Origin of the sequence: Micromonospora sp. NPDC047134, from assembly GCF_040643455.1 — a bacterium.
In the GTDB taxonomy this organism is placed as follows: Bacteria; Actinomycetota; Actinomycetes; order Mycobacteriales; family Micromonosporaceae; genus Micromonospora.
The window spans coordinates 316,438-337,516 of sequence record NZ_JBEYUI010000002.1 but is presented as its reverse complement, the minus strand read 5'-3'; the positions used below and the strand labels follow the sequence as shown (position 1 = coordinate 337,516).

Here is a 21,079-nt window from a genome sequence, read left to right as displayed (position 1 = left end):
GACGGATGGCCGGCCGTCACGCGGCCAGCGGATAGTGACAGGCGACCGGGTGGTTACCGGCGGCCAGCGGGGGTTCGGTGGTGGCGCAGGTGTCGGTCGCCTGCCAGCAGCGGGTCCGGAACCGGCAACCCGAGGGCGGGTTGACCGGGCTGGGCGGGTCGCCGGCCAGCAGGATCCGCTGCCGCTGCTGACGACCGGCCGGGTCGGGCACCGGCACCGCGGAGAGCAGGGCCCTGGTGTACGGGTGCCGGGGCGAGTCGTACAGGTCGATCTCCGGACCGGTCTCCACCAGCTTGCCGAGGTACATCACGGCGACCCGGTCGGAGATGTGCCGCACCACCGACAGGTCGTGGGCGATGAAGACGTACGCCACACCCAGTTCCTCCTGGATGCGTTCCAGCAGGTTGACCACCTGGGCCTGGACGGAGACGTCCAGTGCGGAGACCGGCTCGTCGCAGACGATCACGTCCGGGTTCAGGGCCAGGGCCCGGGCGATGCCGATCCGTTGACGCTGCCCGCCGGAGAACTGGTGCGGGTAGCGGTCCAGGTGCAGGCTGGCGTCCAGACCGACCAGCTCCAACAGCTCCTTGATCCGCTCGATGCGGCGACGCCGGTCCAGCACGTCGGGGTGGATCTCGAAGGGCTGGAGCAGGATCTCCCGGATGGTGCGCCGGGGGTTCAGCGAGGTGTACGGGTCCTGGAGCACGATCTGGATCCGGCGGCGCAGGGCCCGCAGCTCCCGCCCCTTGGCCTGGTGCACCACGGACTTGCCGAAGCGCACCGCCCCGGAGGTGGGCTGCTCCAGCCCGACGAGCATCCGGGCCAGGGTGCTCTTGCCGCAGCCGGACTCCCCGACCACACCGAGGGTCTCCCCCCGGCGCAGGTCGAAGGAGACCCCGTCGACGGCCTTGACCACCCCGCCGGAGACGAAGGGGACCCGTCCCTTGACGGGGAAGTGCTTGACCAGGTTCTCGACCCGTAGCACCACGTCATCGCTGGGTGGCACCGAGCACCTCCTCGTGGTGGTGGCAGGCGCTGGCCCGCTGGGCGGGCAGCAGCTGCAACGGCGGCAGGGTCACCAGGCACTCCTCGGTGGCCCGGGGGCAACGCAGGTGGAAGGGGCAACCGGTGGGCAGCCGGGCCGGGTTGGGCGGGGCGCCCGGGATGGCGTAGAGCTGTTCGTCGCGCCGGTCCACCCGGGGCATCGAGGCGAGCAGCCCTTCGGTGTACGGGTGCGCCGGCCCGGCGAAGATCTGCTCGACCGTGCCGCGTTCGACGATCCGGCCGGCGTACATCACCGCCACCTCGTCGGCGACCTCGGCCACCACACCCAGGTCGTGGGTGATCAGCAGCAGACCCATGCCGCTGTCCCGCTGGATCTCCGCCAGCAGCTCCATCACCTGGGCCTGCACGGTCACGTCCAGGGCGGTGGTGGGTTCGTCGGCGATCAGCAGGTCCGGTTCCAGAGAGATGGCCAGGGCGATCATGATGCGCTGGCGCATACCCCCGGAGAACTGGTGCGGGTAGTCGCGCAGCCGGTCCTTGGCGGCCGGGATGCGTACCCGGTCGATCAGTTCGATGGCCCGGCGGCGGGCGTCGGCGCGGGACATGCCCCGGCGTACCCGCAGCACCTCCATGATCTGGTGGCCGATGGTGAAGACCGGGTTGAGGGCGGCCATGGCGTCCTGGAACACCATGCCGATCTCCTCGCCGCTGATCCGCTCCCGCTGCTTGCGCGGCAGGCCGAGCAGCTCCCGGCCCTGCAACCGGACCGACCCGCTGACGGTGGCCGGCGGTACGTCGAGGATGCCCATCACCGCCTGGGCGGTGACGCTCTTGCCGGAGCCGGACTCGCCGAGGATGGCCAACGTCCGTCCGGAGTCGACCTCCAGCGACACCCCGTTGACCGCGTTGACCGGCCCGCTGTGGCCGGGGAACGCGACCCGCAGGTCGGCGATCTCCAACAGGGTCATCGCAACACCCCGGCTCGGCGCAGGAAGTCCCGCACGACCTGCTGGAACAGCTCCGGCTCCTCCAGCTGCGGGGAGTGGCCGGAGTTCTCGAAGACGACCAGTTCCCCGTTGGGCACCAGGTCCGCGATGACCTGGGAGGCCTCCACCGGGGTACGCCAGTCGTGCCGGCCCACGGTCACCAGGGTCGGGCAGGTGATCGAGGGCAGCTTCGGCTTGAGGTCGTACCGGGGCATGTTCTGCCCGAAGGCCGCGTTGTGGGTCCGGTAGTGGAACCGGGTGGCGTTAAGCCGCGCCTCGTCCTTGGCCGGGTCGTGCTGGTGGTCGTAGAGCGGCAGGATGGCCCGCCAGTACTCGCGCAGCTGCTCGTTGCTCTCGAACCGGCCGGTGCCGATGCGGTCGATGACCCACTCCGGGATGACCGAGCGGTCGGTGTTGCGGGCCCGTTCCACCGCCAGGTGGTCGTGTGCGGTGTCCGCCGCGGTGTCCCGCAGCACCAGGGCGGAGACCCGGTCGGGGTGGGCGATGGCGTACTCCATCGCGATGAACCCGCCGTACGACCCGCCGGCCATGACGATCTTCTCGTAGCCGAAGTGCTCCCGGATGGCGTCCACGTCGGCCACCCACTGCTCGTGGGTGAAGGGCTCGTCGTCGCTGGACTCCCCGGAGCCCCGGGCGTCGAAGACGATGACCCGCAACCGGTCCGAGAAGGGGCCGAAGGAACGCTTCGGCTCGCTGCGCGAGCCCAGCCCCGGCGCACCGTGGTGCACGATCATCGCCGGGCCGTCCTCGGGGCCGAAGGCCTCGACGACCAGTTCCGCTCCATTGATTTTCATCGGACCCCCTCGATGATGTTGGACGCCAGGTCGCGCGGGTAGCCGGTGAGCCGGCGCGGACCGTCCTGCTGCACCAGGACCGTGTCGGAGATGCGGTAGCCGGCGTGGCCGGGCACGTAGACACCGGGTTCGCTGGAAAGCAGCATCCCGGGGGCGAGCACGGTGTGATCGCCGTCCTCGACCCACGGCGCCTCGTGGTTCTGCAGCCCGATGCCGTGCCCCTGCCGGTGCCGGATGTAGTCACCCAGCCCCTGGTCCCGCAGCACGTCCAGGCAGATCTTGTTGACCTCGGCGCAGGTCCGGCCGGCGACCATCGCCTGGGTGCCGACCTCCTGCGCCAGCCGGTCGGCCTCGTAGTAGCGCACCTGCTCGGCAGTGGGCTCACCGATGATGAAGGTCCGCTCACTCTCCACGAAGCGGCTGGCCACCGCCGCGCCCAGGGAGAGGATCAGGGTGTCCCCCGGCTGTACCCGTCGACGGGTCGGCAGGCCGTGCGGCAGCGCCGAGTTGGGACCGGCGTAGACCAGTCCCCCGGCCAGCTTGGTGGTGTAGACGACCAGGTCGTAGTTGGCGTACATCTGATCGGTGCCGTAACCGATCACATGCCGGGCGATCTCGTCCTCCCGGGGCAGCGGGCCCCCGGAGGCCAACGCCTCCTCGATCAGAGCGCGCCCGGCGGCGAGCATCTCGTCGCAGATCCGGGCGGCGGCCTCGTGGAACGGGATCTCCTCGGGGAACTTGCACAGGCGCAGCTTCGCCACCGCGTCCGTGGTGACCAGTTCCGCGCCGCCGATGGCCCCGGACAACGCCCGGAAGGCGGCCACGGACACCCCGGCGCTCACCCCGATGCGGCGTCCCGCCCCACCGGGCCGGGACAGGGCGGCGGCCAGGGTCTCCTCGGCGCTGACCACCCCGGGGTACTCGAAGTAGCTGACCGTCGGCAGGGTCACCCCCTGCTGCGCGGCGTACTCCTCGTCCAGACGGGGGATGACCAGCAGGGGCTCCCCCACGCGGGGCATCCACAGGTAGACCGGTCGCTCGGTGGCGATGTAGAAGAAGCCGCTGAGGAAGGCGACCTCCGGCGGCGAGGTGGCCAGGTAGCCGTCCAGGCCGCGCTCGTCGAGCGCCTCGCTGAGTCGGGTACGGACGCTGGTGTAGAAGCTGTCGGGAAGTCGCACTGGTCAGCCTCCGTTGCGGCGGGGGTCACGGGAGTCGTTGAACCGCATCCCGGCGAGGGTCGCGGCGAGCACCAGCAGCAGGATCGCCAGGGACGGGAAGAGGGTCTGCCACCAGGCGATCGCGATGGTGCCGCTGCGCTGGGCGTTGAGCAGGATCCGCCCCCAGGACCAGGCGTCCGGGTCGCCGAGGCCCAGGAAGCTCAGGCCGGCCTCGGAGATCACCGCCCGGGAGGCGGTGAGCAGCACGCTGACCACCATCAGGGAGACGACCGCTGGCAGGATCTCGCGGGTGACGATCCGCCAGCCGGTGGCGCCGAGCACCCGGGCCCCGTCGATGTACGGCATAGCGCTGATCACCAGCCCCTGCGAGCGGATCAGCCGGGCCACCTCGGGCCAGGCGAAGAACCCGATGATCAGGGTCAGGGTGACCACGCTGGGGCTGACCACCGCCGCCAACATGATCATCAGGGGCAGGGTGGGCAGCGCCAGCATCACGTCGGTGATCACGGTGGCGACCGCGTCGATCGGACGGAAGTACGCCGCCGCCAGACCGATCGTGGTGCCCAGCACGATCGCGATCAGCGAGGCGGCCAGGCCGATCACCAGACTGGTCCGGGTGCCCCAGACCACCTGGGCGAAGACGTCCTGCCCCAGGTCGTCGGTGCCGAACCAGTGCGCCCCGGAGGGCGGCTGCAGCACATCCGGCCCGGCGCCGCTGGGCTCGTCGGCGATCAGCGGCGCGAAGACCGCCATCACCACCATCACCAGCAGCACCAGCACCGACAGCGCCACGGTGGGCTGCCGCAGGTAACCCAGCCAGGAGGACCGCTTGGACACCGTCGGTGCCGACGGCGGTGCCGGCTCGGTCAGCACAGGGGCACTCACGGCACCCTCCCTTCGTTCACGGTGGCGGGGACACGCACAGGTCGAATGTGGTTCGCGGCTGCGGGGCTCCGCTGCGCTGCACTCCTCGCGCTCACAGGCGGATCCGGGGGTTGAGGACGGCGTAGAGCATGTCGGTCAGGGCGTTGGCGAACACCACCGTGACGGCGAGCATGATGAACGCCCCCTGGATCACCGGGTAGTCCTGCTGACCCACCGCCTCGTAGATCAGGCGGCCGACCCCGGGGTAGGCGAAGACCGTCTCGGTCAGCACCGCGCCGCCGACCAGGGTGCCCAGTTGCAGGCCCATCAGGGTCAGTGCCGGCAGGATGGCGTTGCGCAGGCCGTGCTTCCAGACCCGGCGCCGAGCCGACAGGCCCCGGGCCTGGGCGGCCCGGATGTAGTCCTCACCGAGGACCTCGATCATGTTGGTCCGCAGGGTCAACGCGTACGGGCCGAGTTGCACCAGGACCAGGGAGAGCACCGGCAGCACCAGGTGGTGGGCCAGGCTCAGGTAGGCCCCCACCCCCCGGGTGTCCGGGTCGATCGCCCCACCGATCGGGAACCAGCCGAGCTGGGCCCCGAAGAAGACCAGCAGCAGGATGGCGACGCTGGGCACGAAGAGGGCGTTGGCGCTGATGCCGAAGCCCTGCAGGGCACGGTCGAGCCACTTGCCCCGGTTGACCGCGGCGGTCACCCCGATCGGGATACCCACCGCGACGGTCAGCACGAAGGCGCAACCGGCCAGCAGCAGGGTCCAGGGCAGCCGGTCGACGATGATGTCGGTGACCGGTTGGATCTGTCGGAACGAGATGCCCAGGTTGCCCTGGACCAACTCGCGCAGGTACGACACGTACTGCTCCCACAACGGACGGTCCAGGCCGTACGTCTTGAGCAGTGCCGCCTGCATCTCCGGGGTCATGTCGCCCTCGACCATCAGGGTCGTGGGGTCCCCCGGCAGCAGCCGGAGCAGGAAGAACGTCGAGGTGATCGCGATCCACACGGTCAGGACGGCCTTCAGTGCTCGGCTGAGCACGAAACGCAGCACGGGGGACCCCTCCTTTCCCTCTGGTTGGGGGTTACTTGACCGGAGTGACCTGGGCCAGCGAGTACGCGGTCACCATGCCGAGCAGGTCAGACGGCGACGGGACGAAGCCGGTGAACTTGCTGGCGTTGTAGGCGAACTGGAAGTTCTCCACGTACAGCGGGGTCAGGTACGCCTGCTCGTGCACGACCTTGTCGATGTTCTTGATCTTGGTCTTGAACTCTTCGGGGTCGGTGGTGCCGGCCGCGTCGTTGATCAGCGCGTCCATCTCGGCCGACTCGAGCAGGTTGTAGTTGATGCCACCCGGGTTGCTGGACAGGTAGGTGCTGCGCAGCTGGTCCATCGGGTTGTCGAACACACCCCACTGGGAGGCGTCGATGTCGTACTCACCGTTCTTGGTGCGGGTGAGGAAGGTGTTCCGCTCGACGCACTCGTTCTCCAGCTTGATGCCGGCCTTCGCCGCGCTCTCCCGGAAGAGCTGCACCACCCGGGTGATGTTGGCGTTGGACTGGTCGCAGGCCACGCCGAAGGACAGCTCGTCGAAGAGGCCGTCGTTGTTGCCGTCCTGGTAACCCGCCGCGCTCAGCTTGGCCTTCGCACCCTCCGGGTCGAACGGGTACGGCTGGAGCTCGGTGTTGTCGTACTCCGAGAAGATCGGCGAGATCGGCCCGGCCATCTGCTGGCCGTCACCCTGAAGCACCGCGGAGATGATCGCCTTGGTGTCGATCGCCATCGACAGCGCCTGCCGGACCTCCTGGTCGGCCAGGTACTTGTTCTTCATGTTGTAGGTCAGGTGCGCGAAGCCGAGCGCGCCGACCTTCTCCAGCTTGATCTTGTCGTCGCCCTCGAAGGTCTTCGCCGCCGAGACCGGCACCGGCGTACCCATCAGGTCGATGTCACCGTTGCGCAGCGCCAGCATCATCGTGTTCACGTCCGGGTAGACCCGGTACTCGACCTGGCTGACCGCGGCCTTACCGCCCGGCGCGAGGGGGTAGTGCTCGTTGCGCTTCATCACGTAGCGCTGACCCTTGGTCACGCTGTCCAGGACGAACGGCCCGGCACCGACCCAGTTCGAGTCGTTGGCGAACTTGGAGAGGTCACCGGCCGGCTCGAAGATGTGCTTCGGCACGATCGCCATCCAGAAGCCGACGCCCTCGGCGAACGGCGCGTACGGCTGGGAGAGCTTGAACTTGACCGTGGTCGGATCCGGCGCCTCGATCGACTCGACCCAGGTCAGCTTGGCCGCGACGTTGCCGAGCTTGTACTCCATGATCTTCTCGGCGCTGAACTTGACGTCGTCGGCGACGACCGGCTTGCCGTCGGACCACTTGAAGTCGTCCCGCAGCTCGAAGACGGCGGTCTTGCCGTCGTCCTCGTAGCGGTACTCCTTGGCCAGCTCCGGGGCCTTCTTCGCGTTCTCGTCGATCCGCAGCAGGTGCGGGTACATCGCGTTGAGAATCCACGAGTCGGTCTTGCTGAGCGACTGGAGCGGGTTGAAGTTGCTGACGTCGGTGGTGGTGCCGATACGCAGCACCGCCTCCGAGGACGAGTTGCTGGAGGACGAGTTGTTGTCCTCGTTCAGACCGCAGCCGGACAGACCCAGCGTGGCCACCACGCCGAGCGCGACAGCGAGCCGCCAACGACCCTTCACTGCCATTTTCACCAAACCTCCTGAAGAACCCGGATGATGTTGCCGCCGATGACCTTGGCGATCTCGTCGTCGGAGTAACCGTGCGTGACCAACCACCCGACGATGTTGCTGAAGCACTCCGCCGGGTTCTCCATGCCGCTCACGTACGGAACCCGCGGGTGGTCCACCACCCCGTGGGCCTTACCGATCGCCAGGTGCTGGGTAAAGCTGTCGTGCAGGCCGACGTGGTCACCGAAGTTGGTGTCCGGGCCGAACGCGACGTGGTCGATGCCGACCAACTCCACGCAGTAGGTGAAGTGGTCCATGACCGACTCGATGGAATGGTGCGGGTGGCCCGCCGAGAGGGTGGTGTGCGGAGCGGCCTCGATGCCGATCACGCCACCCCGTTCGGCGCAGGCCCGGATCACCTCGTCCGGCTTCATCCGAGGGGTGTTCCAGACCGAACGGGCACCGGCATGGGTGATGAACACCGGCACCCGACTGGCCTCGATCACATCCAGCGAGGTCTGGTCGCCGGAGTGCGAGATGTCGATGGCGATACCGAGCTTGTTCATCCGGTCCACCGCGCGCCGCCCGAAGTGGGTCAGCCCGCCGTCGCGGTCCTCGGACAGGCCGGATCCGAGCATGTTCGCCTGGCTGTAGGCGATGCCCATCTGGCGTACGCCGAAGCCGTAGAGGATGTCGATCCGGTCCAGCTCGTTCTCGATCATCGTGGCCGCTTCCAGACCCGCCACCAGGGCGATCTGGCCGTTGCGCTTGGCCTCGAAGATCTGTTCCAACGTGGTCGCCACCACCACGTGGTCCTGCTTGGCGACGTCGGCGAAGCGCAGACCGATGTCGTAGATGACGTCGTCCCACTTCCAGGCGTGCTCACTGGTCACGCAGCCGGTGCCGTTCATGAAGTTGTCGAAGACCGCGGTCATGCCGGAGCGGGCCAGACCCTCGAAGCCGAACGAGTTGCGGCCGGTGCGGTTGTAGTCGCGCAGCTGCGTCACATCGGCCGGCAGGATCTTCGGGTGCTCGTGCAGCGAGATGGCCATGTGCTCGCGCAGCAGCCGGGCCACCCGGGCGTGCTGCTCGGCGTTGAGACCCAGGTCGTGCTCCGGCACACGGCCGATCTCGGGAGCCAGCTCGAAGACCTTGTAGTCAACGTGCGGCGTCAAATAGTCGAAGGACCGGTATCCGGCGTAGCGGGGGGCTGGTTCCTGCACTCGTCAACTCACCTCGTCAGCTAAGCGGCACGAGGAATGAGGTCCGACCTCATGCCTTGCGGCAACATACCGAGGAAAGCTCGCGTCAGGTAAGACCTCGTGACCTGTTCGTTATCCGAAACCGGCAACATTCCCGCAGGCCAGGACGGCTGCACGGTCGACTGAGCCGTCCCGGCACCGAACACCTCAGGGCAGCTGTACGAACAGCCGAGCCGACCGACCAGACCGGCAGGCATAGGTAGGTGGTCAGACCAATTTCGGATGGAGTGACACAAAAAAGTAGGCCCCCTGCGAAAGGGGCCTACTTCTGGTGGGGTGACTGATGGGAATTGAACCCACGACAACCGGGACCACAACCCGGTGCTCTGCCAACTGAGCTACAGCCACCATGCGCTCGCCCGTACTGCGGGCGGTGCGAGGAAATCATACCCCCACCACGGTCGAACGCGTCCAGCGGGTTGCGGGGTGGTTCAGAGGCCGGCCGCGATGCCCTTGGCGGTGTCCACGTCCGGGCCGGGCAGCGGCACGAAGATGGTCCGCCGGTAGTACTCCAACTCCCGGATGCTCTCCCGGATGTCGGCCAGGGCCCGGTGGGCCAGACCCTTCTGCGGCTGACCGAAGTACACCCGGGGGTACCAGCGCCGGCACAGCTCCTTGATCGAGGACACGTCGATCATGCGGTAGTGCAGGTGGGCGTCGAGGCGCCGCATGTCCCGGGCGATGAAGCCCCGGTCGGTGGCGATCGAGTTGCCGCACAGCGGCGCGGTACGCGGATCCTTGACGTACCGGCTGATGTAGTCGAGCACCATGTCCTCCGCCTCGGCCAGGGTCACCGTGGAGCGGCGTACCTCCTCGGTGAGCCCGGACTTGGCGTGCATCGTCCGGACGATCTCCGGCATCGCCGCCAGCGCCTCCTCGTCGGCGTGGATCACCACGTCCACCCCGTCACCGAGCACGTTGAGATCGGGATCGGTGACCAACGCGGCGACCTCGATCAGCTTGTCGCTGCCGAGGTCCAGCCCGGTCATCTCACAGTCAATCCAGACGAGAAGATCAGCCACCGGCACAGCCTACGCGCAGCCCAAGGCTCGTGGCTGCACGCCGTCGCGGCCACCGACCGCTAGGGTTTCCCCGTGCCCGCCGATCCCGCCGAACCCCGTACCGTCGATGTGACCGACCCTGGTGCCCGCCGGGCCCGCCGGGTCCTCGGGGCGCTGGTGCTGGCGGCGGCGCTACCTGCGCTTTACCTGCCCGGCAGGACGCACAACTTCTTCGATCTGAAGATCTACATGTCGGCAATGGACTGGTGGGCCGCCGGCAATCCCCTCTACGACTACGTGCAGCCCGATCGGGTGCAGGGCGAGCTGTACTTCACCTATCCCCCGTTCGCCGCCCTCCTGCTGCTGCCCTTCGGTCACCTCAAGCTCGGCGCCACCGTGGCGATCTTCACCGGGCTGACCCTGATGGGGGTGCTGGTCACCACGAAGTGGCTGCTCGATCCGGTGATCCGCCGGCACCGGCTGCCGTACCTGTTCACCCTGGCGGTGGGGGCGCTGTTCGTACTCGGGGTGGAGAGCACCCGGGAGACCATCACCTTCGGTCAGATCAACATGCTGCTGGTGGTGCTGATCCTGGCCGACCTGCTGTTCGCCGTACCCCGGGACAGCCGGTGGGCCGGAGTGGGCATCGGGCTGGCCGCGGCGCTCAAGCTGTTCCCCGGCATCTTCGTGGTCTACCTGCTGGCCACTCGGCGGTGGCGGGCGGCAGGGGTGGCGACCGCGACCGCCGCCGGGGCGACCCTGCTGGCCGCCGCGGTCGCACCGGCGGACTCGTGGCGGTTCTGGACCCACGAACTGTGGGCCACCGACCGGGTGGGCCGCACCGACTACACCGGCAACCAGTCCCTGTTCGGGCTGCTGAGCCGACTCACCGCACCGGAGGACCCGAGCCGACTGATCTGGCTGCCGTTGGTCGCGGCCATCGTCGGGTACGGACTGTGGCGGGCGGTACGCGCCTCCCAGGCCGGTGACGCCCTGACCGGCCTGACCCTGACCGGCCTGGTGGCGGCGTTGATCAGCCCGATCACCTGGACCCACCACATCTACTGGTTCATTCCGGCGGTGGTGCTCCTGGTCGACGCGATCCTGCGCGCCGACCCGTACACCGCCGAGGGGGCCCGCCGCCGCCGTCGACTGGGCGCCGTAGCCCTCGGCACCTGCATGATCATCGTGTACGGCGTGGTGTCCTTCTACGACTGGGGCATCGCCCCCGTACCGACGGACACCCCCTGGGAGTTCCTGGGCCGCAACGCCTACGTCCTCCTCTGCCTGCTCCTCCTGTCCACCCTCCCCATCCGCACCCCCACCCCACCCCCGCTCCCTTCCCCCCTCCCCCTCCCTCCCCCGCTCCGCTCCGTTGATCATGAGGTTGGCGGCAGTCGATGATCTTCAGACTGCCGCCAACCTCATGATCAACCGGGGCTAGTGGGGTGGGTGGGGGCTATGGCTAGGGGTTGGCGGGGGGTGGGGGTGCCCAGGCCGGTCAGGGAGCTGATGCCTAGGCGGCCGGCCAGGACCGGGACCTGGTCCGGTTCGACCACGAAGACGACCTCGCGGGGGTGGAGGGGGCGCAACAGGAGCACCCCGGCGACGGTGACCAGCAGGGTGCCGGCGGTCAGTGAGCCCCAGGTGGCCGGGGCCAGCCAGCCGGGCCGCAGTTCGGCCCGCAGTTGCAGGGTCAGGTCGGCGCGGCCGTCGACACCCATCAGCACCAGGCTGAGCCCACTCAACTCCTCCGGGGTCCACTCCAGGGTTCCGGTGCCGGTGCGGGTCCAGAAGGTCTGCGCGGCCGGTGCGGTCGGCAGGCTGGCCAGCTGACCGTCGGGCGGGGTGACCTGCGCCAGTCGGACCGGCAAGGGCCCTCGGGTCAACGCCATCCGCTCGACGACGGCGTACGGCGCGGGAGCCAGCCAGTGGCGTACCTCGCCGACCGGGGCCAGCCCGATGAAGGCCGGACCCTCCGGGGTGTGGGCCTCCAGCCGCATCCGGGTCTCGCCCAGATGGACCAGGGGCACCTCCTCGCGTACCAGTGCCGCCAGGTCGGTCACCACCACGGCGTGTCCGTCGGTCTGCACCGTCTCGAAGCGGGCCGCGTATCCACCGCCCGGGTCGGCCCGTCCGGTCAGCAGACCCAGCGCGGCGGCGCCGATCAGCGCGGTCATGCCGACGGCCAGCAGCAGCATCCCGGCCAATCTGTGCGCTAAACGCATCCGCACCATCTCTCTCCGTAGCTAGACACCCGGCCGACCTTACCGAGGAGACCGGGCTGATCAGCGGATATCCGGCAGGCACCCGGACAAGACCGCCCAGGAAAGGCGAGACCCGCCGGAGTGGCTCCGGCGGGTCTCGTGGTGATCGGGGGTCAGGAGGTGGGCGTCGCCTCGCCGCTCCGGCCTGCGGCGGACCGGCCGGTACGGGCGAACGCCAGGCCGCCCAGCACCAGTCCGGCCAGCCCGGCCACCAGCCCGGCGACCCCCAGCCCGACCGCCAGCCCGTTGCCGTCCTCGTCGTCGTCCTCGGTCGCCCCGGCGGCCGTGCCGGGTGCCTCGGCGGCGGGTGATTCGGCCGGCGTCCCGGTCGGGGTGTCGGTGGCCGCGGTCAGGGTGAGCACCGGGGCCGGGGTGGCCGGCTCCTCACCACCGGGCTGCGGCTCGTCGATCCAGCGCACCACGCCGCCGTCGGAGTAGGTCTGGAGGGCCTTGAAGACCATCTGGTCCACCTCGGGCAGCGGTCCCATGGAGACCGGGAACTCCTGGAAGGTGCCCGGGGCGATGGCCGCCGCGGCACCGTCCGCCGTCCAGGTGATCTTGGAGATCACCTCGGAGATCTCGGCGCCGTGCACCTGCACCGGCGGGTCCACCCGACGCTTCTCCACCGCCACCTGCCAACCCGGCACCGGCATGGTCGACACCGAACCGACCGGGGCGTTCTCCGGCAGGAAGATCTCCAGCTTGGTGGTCGAGGCCTCGTCGCTCTCGTTCGGCACCCGGAAGGCGAAACGGCCGTAGCCGCCCTGCTTCGCCTCGCTGGGGCTGATCGACACGTGCGCCGACGCGGGAGCCGCGAAACCGAACACGGCCGTGGCCACGGTGCCGAGCGTCAGGGCCAGGACGGCACCCACGGTACGCCGGTGACGGATCATCGATGGAACCCTCTCTAACGGATTTCCACGGTGGCGGTCACCGTGGCCTGGTCGATCTCGGTGGTACGAGCGGTCACCCGCAGTTCCCACTCCCCCGCCGACGGCAGGTTGATCTCACCGGTGGCGTGGTTGTCGGTCAACGGCAGCAGGGGTACGTCGATCGCCTCGATGCCGGCCGACGGCAGCGCGACCGTGGCCTTCCACTCCTCGATCGGAAGCGGCTGGTTGTCCAGGGTGTAGGCGTAGAAGTGGACCGAGTTGTTGCCCCGTTGGGCGGGGGCCATCTCGATCTGCATGGAGAACAGGCTGCTCTGCACCGTGGTGGTGAAGTAGCCGCTCTCGGCCCCGGCCACATCGGCCCCGGCGGTACGGGCCGGCGGGGTCTGCACCAGCACCGAGGTCACCGCCAGCACGACCGCGGTGACGGCCAGCTCGACCCAGACCGCCCGGCGCATCGGTGCCGGTCGGCTGGCCGCGATCCGCTTGCGGACCAGGTGCCGTGAGTACGCGGCCACCCCGATCACCAGCGCGAACAACCCGACCTTGGCCAGCACCAACCGGCCGTAGGTGGTGTTCACCAGGGCCGCCGGGGTGGCCACCTCGATCAGGGCCTGGACGATGCCGGCGAGCAGCAGCGCGGAGACCGCCAGGGCCGCCCACCGCGACCAGATCGGCAGGATCGCCCCCAACTCCCGCTCGTCGGCCCGGGGCAGCAGGAACACCACGAGCATCACCAGGCCGCCCAGCCAGACGGCCATGCTGCCCAGGTGCACCGCGTCGACGAGCACCGACACGGCCGGGGCGGGGGAGGCCGCCGGGTGCCCGGACAACGGCCAGGTGAGCAGTGCCGCCCCGCCGAGCACACCCAGGATGATCAGGTCGGTACGGCCCGCCGACCCGGCGAACAGGGGCCGCAGCAGCACGGCTGCGGCGGCCAGCAGCCCCAGCCGGACCAGGTGGGCGGCGCCGAAGGTGCTGCCCAGGACCAGGCCCAGGCCGGCCCCGGTGATGTCGAAGGGGCCACCACCGTTGGTGTAGGGCACCTGCAACAGGGTCGTCGCGACCGTGGCCAGGGCGACCAGTCCCAGACCGGTCCAGGCCAGCCGGGTCGGGCCGGTGCGGGGCAGGCGACGCGGCCAGAGCACGGCCAGCACCAGGCTCGCGCCGACCAGGAGCAGCAGTCCGGCGTACCCGACGAACTTGATGACCTTGACCGCGTTGCTGACCACCGGGTCGGCCCGGCTGTCGTCGCCGGAGTCCACCGGCGGCTCGGAGGGGGCGCCGACGGAGTAGGTGAACGCCCCGGAGACCGGGTGGCTGTCGGCGGAGATCACCCGGTAGGTGACCAGGTAGGTGCCGTTGCCACCGGAGGTGTCGACCGGGATGCTCACCAGGCTGTCGGCGAAGGTGGGTTCACCCCGGTCGACCCGTGAGCCGTCCGGGGCGATCACTCGGATCTTGTCCGGCACCTTGCGGACCGGCTCGCTGAAGGTGAGCACCACCTCGGTCGGTGCGTTCGGCACCACGGAGGAGGCGGCGGGACTGGAACTGGAGAGCACGGCGTGCGCCGCGGCCGGGCTCGCCGGGGCGAGCAGCAGCGCGACGACGGTCACCAGCAGACCGGCGGCGGCGGTCAGCCGCGCGAATCGGCGGCGAGGGGCGGCAGTCATGCTGGCCATGCTCGCCGATTCGGGGCCGGGAGTCATGCTCGGATAGTCGGACGCTGAGGTAAAAAAGTTCCCGGCGTGGCGCATTGCATTGGAAGGGCCGAAGGACCCTGCTGCTCAGCACGCCGCCGCGTAACCTGGGTTGTCGTGATCCCCGCCCCGCGCGACATCGCCGCCGCTCACCCCCAAGCGGCCGACGACCGTGGTCAAGACTGCCCGGCGTCGGCCGATCCCGCCACCCTCGCCGCCTTGGCCGCACGGGACGGCGACCCCGCCGCCCAGGCCGACTTCGTCCGGGCCACCCAGGCCGAGGTGTGGCGATTCGCGGCAGCCCTGGTCGATCCGGACAGCGCCGACGACCTGACCCAGGAGACCTATCTCCGGGCTTTTCGGGCCCTGCCGGCCTTCGAGGGGCGTTCCACCGCCCGTACCTGGCTGCTCGGCATCGCCCGGCGGACCTGCGCCGACCATCTGCGTACGGTGGTCCGGCGCCGCCGGCTGGCCCAACGACTCACCGCGGACGCGTACACCGATGTGCCGCACCCCGACCCGGCCGGGCAGTTCGGCGCGGCCGACCTGGTCCGCCGGCTGCCGACCGAGCGGCGCGGCGCCTTCGTGCTCACCCAACTGCTGGGCCTGTCGTACGCGGAGGCCGCCGCCGTGGAGGGGGTGCCGGTGGGCACCATCCGGTCCCGGGTGGCCCGGGCGCGCAGCGAACTGGTCGAGGCCGTCGGACAGGCGCAAGCCGGATGAACAGGAAACTGCTGCCCTGGATCGGGCTGGCCGTCCGGCTCGGACTGGCCGCCGTCTGGCTGTACGCGGGCGCCACGAAGGTCGGTGACCTGGCCGGCTCCGGCCGGGCGGTGCACGCCTACCAGGTGCTGCCGTACGAGGTCTCCATGGTCGTCGGGGCGGTGCTGCCCTTCGTCGAGCTGGCCCTCGGCGTACTGCTGCTGCTCGGGTTGGCCACCCGGCTCTCCGCCGGGGTCTCCGCGGCGCTGCTGGTGGTCTTCATCGCCGGCATCATCTCGGCCTGGTCGCGGGGCCTGGCGATCGACTGCGGCTGCTTCGGCACCGGCGGTGAGTTGCCGGCCGGGGAGAGTCCGAGCTATTTCCCGGAGATCCTCCGGGACCTGGGTTTCCTGGCATTGGCCGGGTTCCTACTGATCTGGCCCCGCACGGCCGTCTCGGTGGACGGCGCGCTGACGGGCGAACCGGTGGAGGACGAAGATGAGTAGTCGCAAGGGGCGCAAAGACGCGGCCCGCGTGGTCCGGGAGCAGTTGGCCCGGGAACGGCGGCGCAAGCGGACCCTCTGGACCTCGATCGGCGCGGTGTCCGTGCTGGTGATCGCGGGTCTGATCGGCTGGGGTGTCTGGTCCAGCCAGGATTCCGGGGAGTTCACCGCCCCGCCGGGCGCGACCCAGGACGGCACCGGCATCGCGGTCGGCAGCGGGCCGGTGACGATCGACGTGTACGAGGACTACCTCTGCCCGGCCTGCAAGCAGTTCGAGCAGACCAGCGGCCCCACCCTGGAGCAGCTGGTCAGTGACGGCAAGGCCCGGGTGGTGTACCACCCGGTGGCCTTCCTGAACCGTTTCTCCAGCACGGAGTACTCGACCCGCTCCTCGGCCGCCGCCGGCTGTGCCGCCGAGGGGGGCAAGTTCACCGAGTTCAGCAAGGCTTTGTTCGACAAGCAGCCGCCGGAGAACGGTGCGCAGCTGAGCAACGACGAGCTGATCGACATCGGGGCCGAGGTCGGCCTGAACCGCGACAGCTTCGGCAGTTGCGTGCGCGACGGCAAGTACAAGCCGTGGACCTCGCACGTCAGCCAGGAGGCGACCAAGGCCAACGTCACCGGCACCCCGACCGTCCTGGTCAACGGTGAGCAGGTGCGGGAGTGGACCCCGGAGAACATCACCGCCGCGGTGGAGGCGGCCGGGCGGTGAGCCGTGCCCTGCTGACCCGGGCCGGGCTGCTGCTAGCCGGCATGGTCACCACGCTGACCGCCACCGCCGCTCCCGCGGTGGCGCACGGCGCCGACGCCCCGAACGGGACGGACTACCGGGTGGAGGTCACCGCCGTGACCCCGGACCGCCCGCAGCTTCGGGTACGGGTGATCGAGGCGGGTGCCCGGTTGGAGTTGACCAACACCGGTGACCAGCCGGTGGAGGTGATCGGCTACTCGGGTGAGCCGTACCTGCGGGTCGGCCCGGACGGGGTCTTCGAGAACACCCGCTCCCCCGCGACGTACCTGAATCGCACCATCGCCGGGGAGACCCGCCTGCCGCCGGAGGCGGATCCGGCCGCCGCCCCGCAGTGGCGTCGGGTCGAGTCGGGTTCGACCGCCCGCTGGCACGACCAGCGGGCGCTGTGGCGGGAGGCCGGTCCGCCCGCCCAGGTCCGCGCCGCCCCCGACCGGGAGCACCGGGTACGCGACTGGGTGGTGCCGCTGCGCGATCCGAACGGGTCGGCGGAGATCCGGGGCACCCTGCACTGGGTGCCGCCGCCGGACGCGTACCCCTGGTGGGTGGCGGCCGTCCTCGGCACCCTGGCGGTGGGTGCCCTGGGGTTGCTCCCGGCGGCCACCGTCGCGGGGCGTCGGGCCCTGGCCGGGGTCGGTGGGGTGCTGGCCCTCGGCGGGCTGGCCGCCGTACTGCTCGCGGTCGGTCGGGTGCTGGACGCCGGGGCGACCGGGGTCGGCGGGGTGCTGGTCGGGTTGCTGACCGGGCCGGTGTGGACCCTGCTGGCCGGGTTCGGCGCGATCGCCGCCGCCTGGTGGGTGCTGCGCCGCAGGGCCGGGGTCGACTTTCCGGTGGCCCTGGCAGGGGCCTGCCTGGCCCTGTTCGCCGGGGTGACCAATGCTGCCCTGCTGGCCCGGTCGGTCGTGCCGGTGCCCTGGCCACCGACCCTGGCCCGGGTGCTGGTGGTGCTGGCCGTGGGAGCCGGGGCGGGGGCCCTGGCCGCCGCCGTGCTGCGACTGCACGCCGCCGGACGCACGGCCAGCCGGGCCGCCGCCGGACGCACGGCTGCCTCCGGCCGGACTGCCGCCGGTGGTGACGGGGTCGGCGCATCAGCGGATGCGGTCACTTCCGAGCGGGACTGAACGGGAACGGCAGTTCCAGGCGGTGCCGGGCCAGCAGGTCGGTGTCGCCGAGCAGGTCGGCGGTGGGCCGGTCGGCCACAATCCGCCCACCGTCCAGGATCACCGACCGGTCGCAGAGTTCGAAGGCGTACGGCAGGTCGTGGGTGACCATCAGCAGGGTCACCGGCAGGGCCCGCAGGATGGTGGCCAGTTCCCGGCGGGCGGCCGGGTCGAGGTTCGACGAGGGCTCGTCGAGCACCAGGATCTCCGGTCGCATTGCCAGTACGGTGGCGACCGCCACCCGGCGCCGCTGACCGAAGGACAGGTGGTGCGGGGCCCGTTCGCGATGCTCGGACATGCCCACCGCGGCCAGGGCCTCATCCACCCGGGCGGCCAGTTCCGCTCCGCGCAGCCCCAGGTTGGCCGGTCCGAAGGCGACATCCTCGGCGACCGTGGGCAGGAAGAGTTGATCGTCCGGGTCCTGGAAGACGATGCCGACCCGCCGCCGGATCTCGGCCAGCCGAGCCCGGTCGGTGGTCACCGGCAGCCCACCCACACTGATGTGGCCCTCGGCGGGGGTGAGGATGCCGTTGAGGTGCAGCACCAGGGTGGTCTTGCCGGCACCGTTGGGGCCTAGCAGGGCCACCCGTTCGCCCCGGGCCACCGTCAGGTCCACCCCGTGCAGGGCCAGGTGGCCGTCGGGGTATGCGTACCGGACGCCCCGGACCTCCAGGCTGGGTGCGGTGGGTGGCACGAGGTGCATCATGCCAGCAGTACGGCGGTGGCGGCGACCGTGCCGGCCAGCAGCGGCAGGGTCGCCGCAACCAGCCACTGCCCGGTGGTGGCGGCCGCACCCGCGCCCTGCCACACCGTCGGCAGCCGGCCGGTGTAGCCCCGTGACAACATCGCCAGGTAGACCCGTTCGCCGCGCTCGAAGGCGCGCAGGAACAGGGTCCCGACACCGGCGGCGAAGCCCCGCAACTGCCACAGGAAGCGGGGGTCGTCGCCCCGGGAGATGCGGGCCACCCGCATCCGACGGGCCTCGTCGACCAGCACGTCCAGGTAGCGCAGCATGAAGGTGGCGATCTGGGTGATGACCTGGGGGCAGCGCAGCCGGTCCAGCCCGACGATCAGGTCACGGGTGGTGGTGGTCGCGGCCAGCAGCAGCGAGGCCCAGACCCCCAGGGTGCCCTTGGCCAGGATGTTCCAGGCACCGTGCAGCCCTTCGACGGACAGGCCCAGCCCGAGCACCTCGACCCGCTCGCCCGCGCCGATGACCGGCAGGGCGAAGGCGAACAGCACGAAGGGCACCTCGATCACCGTGCGGGCCAGCAGCCAGCCGGGGCTCACCCGGGCCAGCACCGCCACCCCCGCGACCAACAGGGCGTACGCGCCGAAGGCCCAGAAGGCCGTCCGGGGGGTGGCGACCACGGCGATCGTGAAGGCCACCATCGCCGCGATCTTCACCTCCGGCGGCAGCCGGTGCACCGGTGAGTCGGACTCCCGGTAGAGCACATGGGCGTGCCCGGCGCCCACCGGCTACCCCTGGCTCGACGCGGATGTGCCCGACTGCTCGGCCTCCTGGCTGGGTGCGGGCGGGTCCGAGCGGTCGGCTGGTGGGGTCGGTCCCGCGTCACGCCGACGGGCCAGCCAGAACACCCCGCCGGCCACCGCGAAGGTCAGCAGGACACCCAGCACCCCGGACAGGCCGGTGGAGAGGAAGTCGTTGTCGATGCCGGCGATGCCGTAGTCGGCCAGGGGCCCGCCGATCTCATGGTCCTTCTCCTGCTGAGCCGGGCAACTGCCCCCGGTGATCTCGCCTTCGGCGTCGAAGGTGCAGCCCTCGCGTAGCGAGGAGTCCAGCCCGTCGGGATGGGGCGAGGCGAAGTTGCTGACCACACCGGCCAGCAGCAGGGCCACCAGCAGACCACCGACCAGGAAACCCCAGAGGCGCTTCACCGGACACCCCCGAGGGGGGCGACGGCCGCCGGGGCGACCGGCTTGAGGGCGCGTAGCGCGTACACCAGATCGGGTCTGACCTTAGCCACGGTGACCACCGTGACGGCCGTGATCAGGCCCTCGCCGATACCGATGAACAGGTGGGACACCGCCATCGTCCCGGCCAGCCCGGCCAGGTTGCCGCCGAGGTCGGCGGTGCCGCCCAGCCAGTACTGCAACACGAAGCCCATCGCCGCGACCACCACGCTGACCAGCGCGGCGACGAACGCGGTGACAGCCAACCCGGCCGGGGTACGCGGCAGCACCCGCAGCAGCAACGCGATCAGCAGGTACGCCACCCCGACCGCGATCACACCCATGTTGGTGATGCTGAGCCCGAGCATGGCCACCCCACCGTCGCCGAAGACCAGGGCCTGCACCACCAGCACCACCGCGATGCACAGTGCGCCGACCCAGGGGCCGACCAGCATGGCGGCCAGGGCCCCACCGAGCAGGTGGCCACTGACCCCGGCGGTGAAGATCGGGAAGTTGAGCATCTGCACGGCGAAGATGAAGGCGGCGACCAGGCCGGCCATCGGGGCGAGTCGGTCGTCCAGGTCCTGCCGTGCCCGGCGGACGGCTAGTGCCATAGCCGCCAGAGCGATCACCGCGAAGATCGCGGCGACCGGACCGTCGATGATGCCGTTGGAGATGTGCATGGCCAGGTTTTCCACGTGACCTCCCACGTGACGGCGGGCCCGCGCTCGCCGGCAGGGTGAGCGTATTTCCCGGCCCCTGCTGTTGCCAATATCTGGCAACAGCAAATTCCTGCCGCCTGCCGACACATCGGACACCCTCCGGAGCCCGCCGTCATGGTCGCTGGCACGCCGGTATGGTCGGCCCATGACCGCACCCGCTCGTCTCTCTCCCGGTGACCCGGCGCCCGAGTTCACCCTGCCCACCGACACCGGCGGGCAGGTCACCCTGGCCGACCTGCGCGGCCGCAAGGTCATCCTGTACGCCTACCCGGCGGCGATGACCCCCGGCTGCACCAAGCAGGCCTGCGACTTCCGCGACTCGCTCGGCTCCCTCCAGGCCGCCGGTTACGAGGTGATCGGCATCTCCCCGGACAAGCCGGAGAAGCTGGCCAAGTTCCGCGAGCGCGACGCGATCACCTTTCCGCTGGTCGCCGACACCGACAAGGCCGTGCTGACCGCCTACGGGGCGTACGGCGAGAAGCAGTCGTACGGGCGCACGGTCACCGGGGTGATCCGTTCGACCTTCGTGATCGACGAGAACGGCAAGATCGAGCGGGCGCTCTACAACGTCAAGGCCACCGGCCATGTCGCCAAGCTGCGCCGAGACCTCGGGCTGGACTGACCAGATGTGATCGTCGGAGGCCTCGACAGCGGGCCGGG

21 protein-coding genes, 1 tRNA gene and 1 pseudogene are annotated in these 21,079 nt (G+C 70.3%); 6 read left to right on the top strand and 17 right to left on the bottom strand.

Annotated features, from left to right (window positions below):
• Positions 1-16: 16 nt before the first annotated feature.
• From ABZ795_RS04405 to orn, 10 genes are all read right to left on the bottom strand, one after another.
• Positions 17-1,006, bottom strand: coding sequence for a dipeptide ABC transporter ATP-binding protein (locus tag ABZ795_RS04405; RefSeq protein WP_327022435.1), 990 nt, complete (start codon positions 1,004-1,006; stop codon positions 17-19).
• The gene (locus tag ABZ795_RS04400) at positions 990-1,973 is read right to left on the bottom strand and encodes an ABC transporter ATP-binding protein (protein WP_327022436.1); all 984 of its coding nucleotides are present in this window, start codon (positions 1,971-1,973) and stop codon (positions 990-992) included. Before ABZ795_RS04400 ends, ABZ795_RS04405 begins: the two co-directional genes overlap by 17 nt.
• On the bottom strand, positions 1,970-2,806 hold the full coding sequence (locus ABZ795_RS04395) for an alpha/beta hydrolase (protein ID WP_327022437.1): 837 nt from the start codon (positions 2,804-2,806) through the stop codon (positions 1,970-1,972). The genes ABZ795_RS04400 and ABZ795_RS04395 overlap by 4 nt, the downstream gene beginning before the upstream one ends.
• Entirely contained in the window at positions 2,803-3,984 is a 1,182-nt protein-coding gene (locus ABZ795_RS04390) for a Xaa-Pro peptidase family protein (RefSeq protein WP_357528760.1), read from the bottom strand. The genes ABZ795_RS04395 and ABZ795_RS04390 overlap by 4 nt, the downstream gene beginning before the upstream one ends.
• A gap of 3 nt (positions 3,985-3,987) precedes the next feature.
• Positions 3,988-4,869 carry an ABC transporter permease gene (locus ABZ795_RS04385; protein ID WP_357528758.1) on the bottom strand — a complete coding sequence of 294 codons (882 nt, stop codon included), beginning with the start codon at positions 4,867-4,869 and terminating at the stop codon, positions 3,988-3,990.
• A 91-nt stretch (positions 4,870-4,960) separates the two neighbouring features.
• The gene (locus ABZ795_RS04380) at positions 4,961-5,914 is read right to left on the bottom strand and encodes an ABC transporter permease (protein WP_327022440.1); all 954 of its coding nucleotides are present in this window, start codon (positions 5,912-5,914) and stop codon (positions 4,961-4,963) included.
• A gap of 31 nt (positions 5,915-5,945) precedes the next feature.
• Positions 5,946-7,568, bottom strand: coding sequence for an ABC transporter substrate-binding protein (locus tag ABZ795_RS04375; RefSeq protein WP_357529022.1), 1,623 nt, complete (start codon positions 7,566-7,568; stop codon positions 5,946-5,948).
• Positions 7,569-7,570: 2 nt separating this feature from the next.
• Positions 7,571-8,773: a membrane dipeptidase gene (locus ABZ795_RS04370; RefSeq protein ID WP_327022441.1), complete on the bottom strand. Its 1,203-nt coding sequence runs from the start codon at positions 8,771-8,773 to the stop codon at positions 7,571-7,573.
• A gap of 311 nt (positions 8,774-9,084) precedes the next feature.
• Positions 9,085-9,160, bottom strand: a tRNA-His gene (locus ABZ795_RS04365).
• An 83-nt stretch (positions 9,161-9,243) separates the two neighbouring features.
• Positions 9,244-9,840, bottom strand: a complete 597-nt coding sequence (gene orn / locus ABZ795_RS04360; protein WP_357528755.1) for an oligoribonuclease — start codon at positions 9,838-9,840, stop codon at positions 9,244-9,246.
• 66 nt (positions 9,841-9,906) lie between these two features.
• On the opposite strand from orn, the gene ABZ795_RS04355 reads away from it, so the two are divergent.
• Positions 9,907-11,217, top strand: a complete 1,311-nt coding sequence (locus ABZ795_RS04355) for a glycosyltransferase 87 family protein (protein ID WP_357528752.1) — start codon at positions 9,907-9,909, stop codon at positions 11,215-11,217.
• 80 nt (positions 11,218-11,297) lie between these two features.
• Here ABZ795_RS04355 and ABZ795_RS04350 read toward each other — a convergent pair.
• The 3 genes and pseudogenes from ABZ795_RS04350 to ABZ795_RS04340 all read right to left on the bottom strand — a co-directional run.
• Positions 11,298-11,537: pseudogene (locus ABZ795_RS04350) on the bottom strand (hypothetical protein); the annotation flags it as partial.
• 656 nt (positions 11,538-12,193) lie between these two features.
• Entirely contained in the window at positions 12,194-12,973 is a 780-nt protein-coding gene (locus ABZ795_RS04345) for a YcnI family protein (RefSeq protein WP_357528750.1), read from the bottom strand.
• A 14-nt stretch (positions 12,974-12,987) separates the two neighbouring features.
• Positions 12,988-14,643, bottom strand: coding sequence for a copper resistance protein CopC (locus ABZ795_RS04340; RefSeq protein ID WP_357528748.1), 1,656 nt, complete (start codon positions 14,641-14,643; stop codon positions 12,988-12,990).
• A 144-nt stretch (positions 14,644-14,787) separates the two neighbouring features.
• Between ABZ795_RS04340 and ABZ795_RS04335 the strand changes: the two genes are divergently transcribed.
• From ABZ795_RS04335 to ABZ795_RS04320, 4 genes are read left to right on the top strand one after another with little or no spacing between them, the layout of a single operon-like run.
• On the top strand, positions 14,788-15,393 hold the full coding sequence (locus tag ABZ795_RS04335) for a sigma-70 family RNA polymerase sigma factor (RefSeq protein ID WP_327022446.1): 606 nt from the start codon (positions 14,788-14,790) through the stop codon (positions 15,391-15,393).
• The gene (locus ABZ795_RS04330) at positions 15,390-15,878 is read left to right on the top strand and encodes a MauE/DoxX family redox-associated membrane protein (RefSeq protein ID WP_327022447.1); all 489 of its coding nucleotides are present in this window, start codon (positions 15,390-15,392) and stop codon (positions 15,876-15,878) included. The genes ABZ795_RS04335 and ABZ795_RS04330 overlap by 4 nt, the downstream gene beginning before the upstream one ends.
• Positions 15,871-16,587 (top strand): thioredoxin domain-containing protein, encoded by a 717-nt coding sequence (locus ABZ795_RS04325; RefSeq protein ID WP_327022448.1) that lies wholly within the window; start codon positions 15,871-15,873, stop codon positions 16,585-16,587. The genes ABZ795_RS04330 and ABZ795_RS04325 overlap by 8 nt, the downstream gene beginning before the upstream one ends.
• Positions 16,584-17,744 (top strand): hypothetical protein, encoded by a 1,161-nt coding sequence (locus ABZ795_RS04320; protein WP_357528744.1) that lies wholly within the window; start codon positions 16,584-16,586, stop codon positions 17,742-17,744. Before ABZ795_RS04325 ends, ABZ795_RS04320 begins: the two co-directional genes overlap by 4 nt.
• On the opposite strand, the gene ABZ795_RS04315 is transcribed toward ABZ795_RS04320, so the two are convergent.
• From ABZ795_RS04315 to ABZ795_RS04300, 4 genes are read right to left on the bottom strand one after another with little or no spacing between them, the layout of a single operon-like run.
• Complete coding sequence (locus tag ABZ795_RS04315; protein ID WP_357529020.1) at positions 17,725-18,486, bottom strand: ABC transporter ATP-binding protein; 762 nt, start codon at positions 18,484-18,486, stop codon at positions 17,725-17,727. The genes ABZ795_RS04320 and ABZ795_RS04315 overlap by 20 nt on opposite strands.
• Complete coding sequence (cbiQ, locus tag ABZ795_RS04310) at positions 18,486-19,259, bottom strand: cobalt ECF transporter T component CbiQ (RefSeq protein WP_357528742.1); 774 nt, start codon at positions 19,257-19,259, stop codon at positions 18,486-18,488. Before cbiQ ends, ABZ795_RS04315 begins: the two co-directional genes overlap by 1 nt.
• A 3-nt stretch (positions 19,260-19,262) precedes the next feature.
• Entirely contained in the window at positions 19,263-19,682 is a 420-nt protein-coding gene (locus tag ABZ795_RS04305; RefSeq protein ID WP_357528740.1) for a PDGLE domain-containing protein, read from the bottom strand.
• Positions 19,679-20,395, bottom strand: a complete 717-nt coding sequence (locus tag ABZ795_RS04300; protein ID WP_357528738.1) for an energy-coupling factor ABC transporter permease — start codon at positions 20,393-20,395, stop codon at positions 19,679-19,681. The genes ABZ795_RS04305 and ABZ795_RS04300 overlap by 4 nt, the downstream gene beginning before the upstream one ends.
• A gap of 169 nt (positions 20,396-20,564) precedes the next feature.
• Here ABZ795_RS04300 and bcp point away from each other — a divergent pair, with 169 nt between their 5' ends.
• Positions 20,565-21,041, top strand: a complete 477-nt coding sequence (gene bcp / locus ABZ795_RS04295) for a thioredoxin-dependent thiol peroxidase (RefSeq protein ID WP_357528736.1) — start codon at positions 20,565-20,567, stop codon at positions 21,039-21,041.
• Positions 21,042-21,079: the final 38 nt, after the last annotated feature.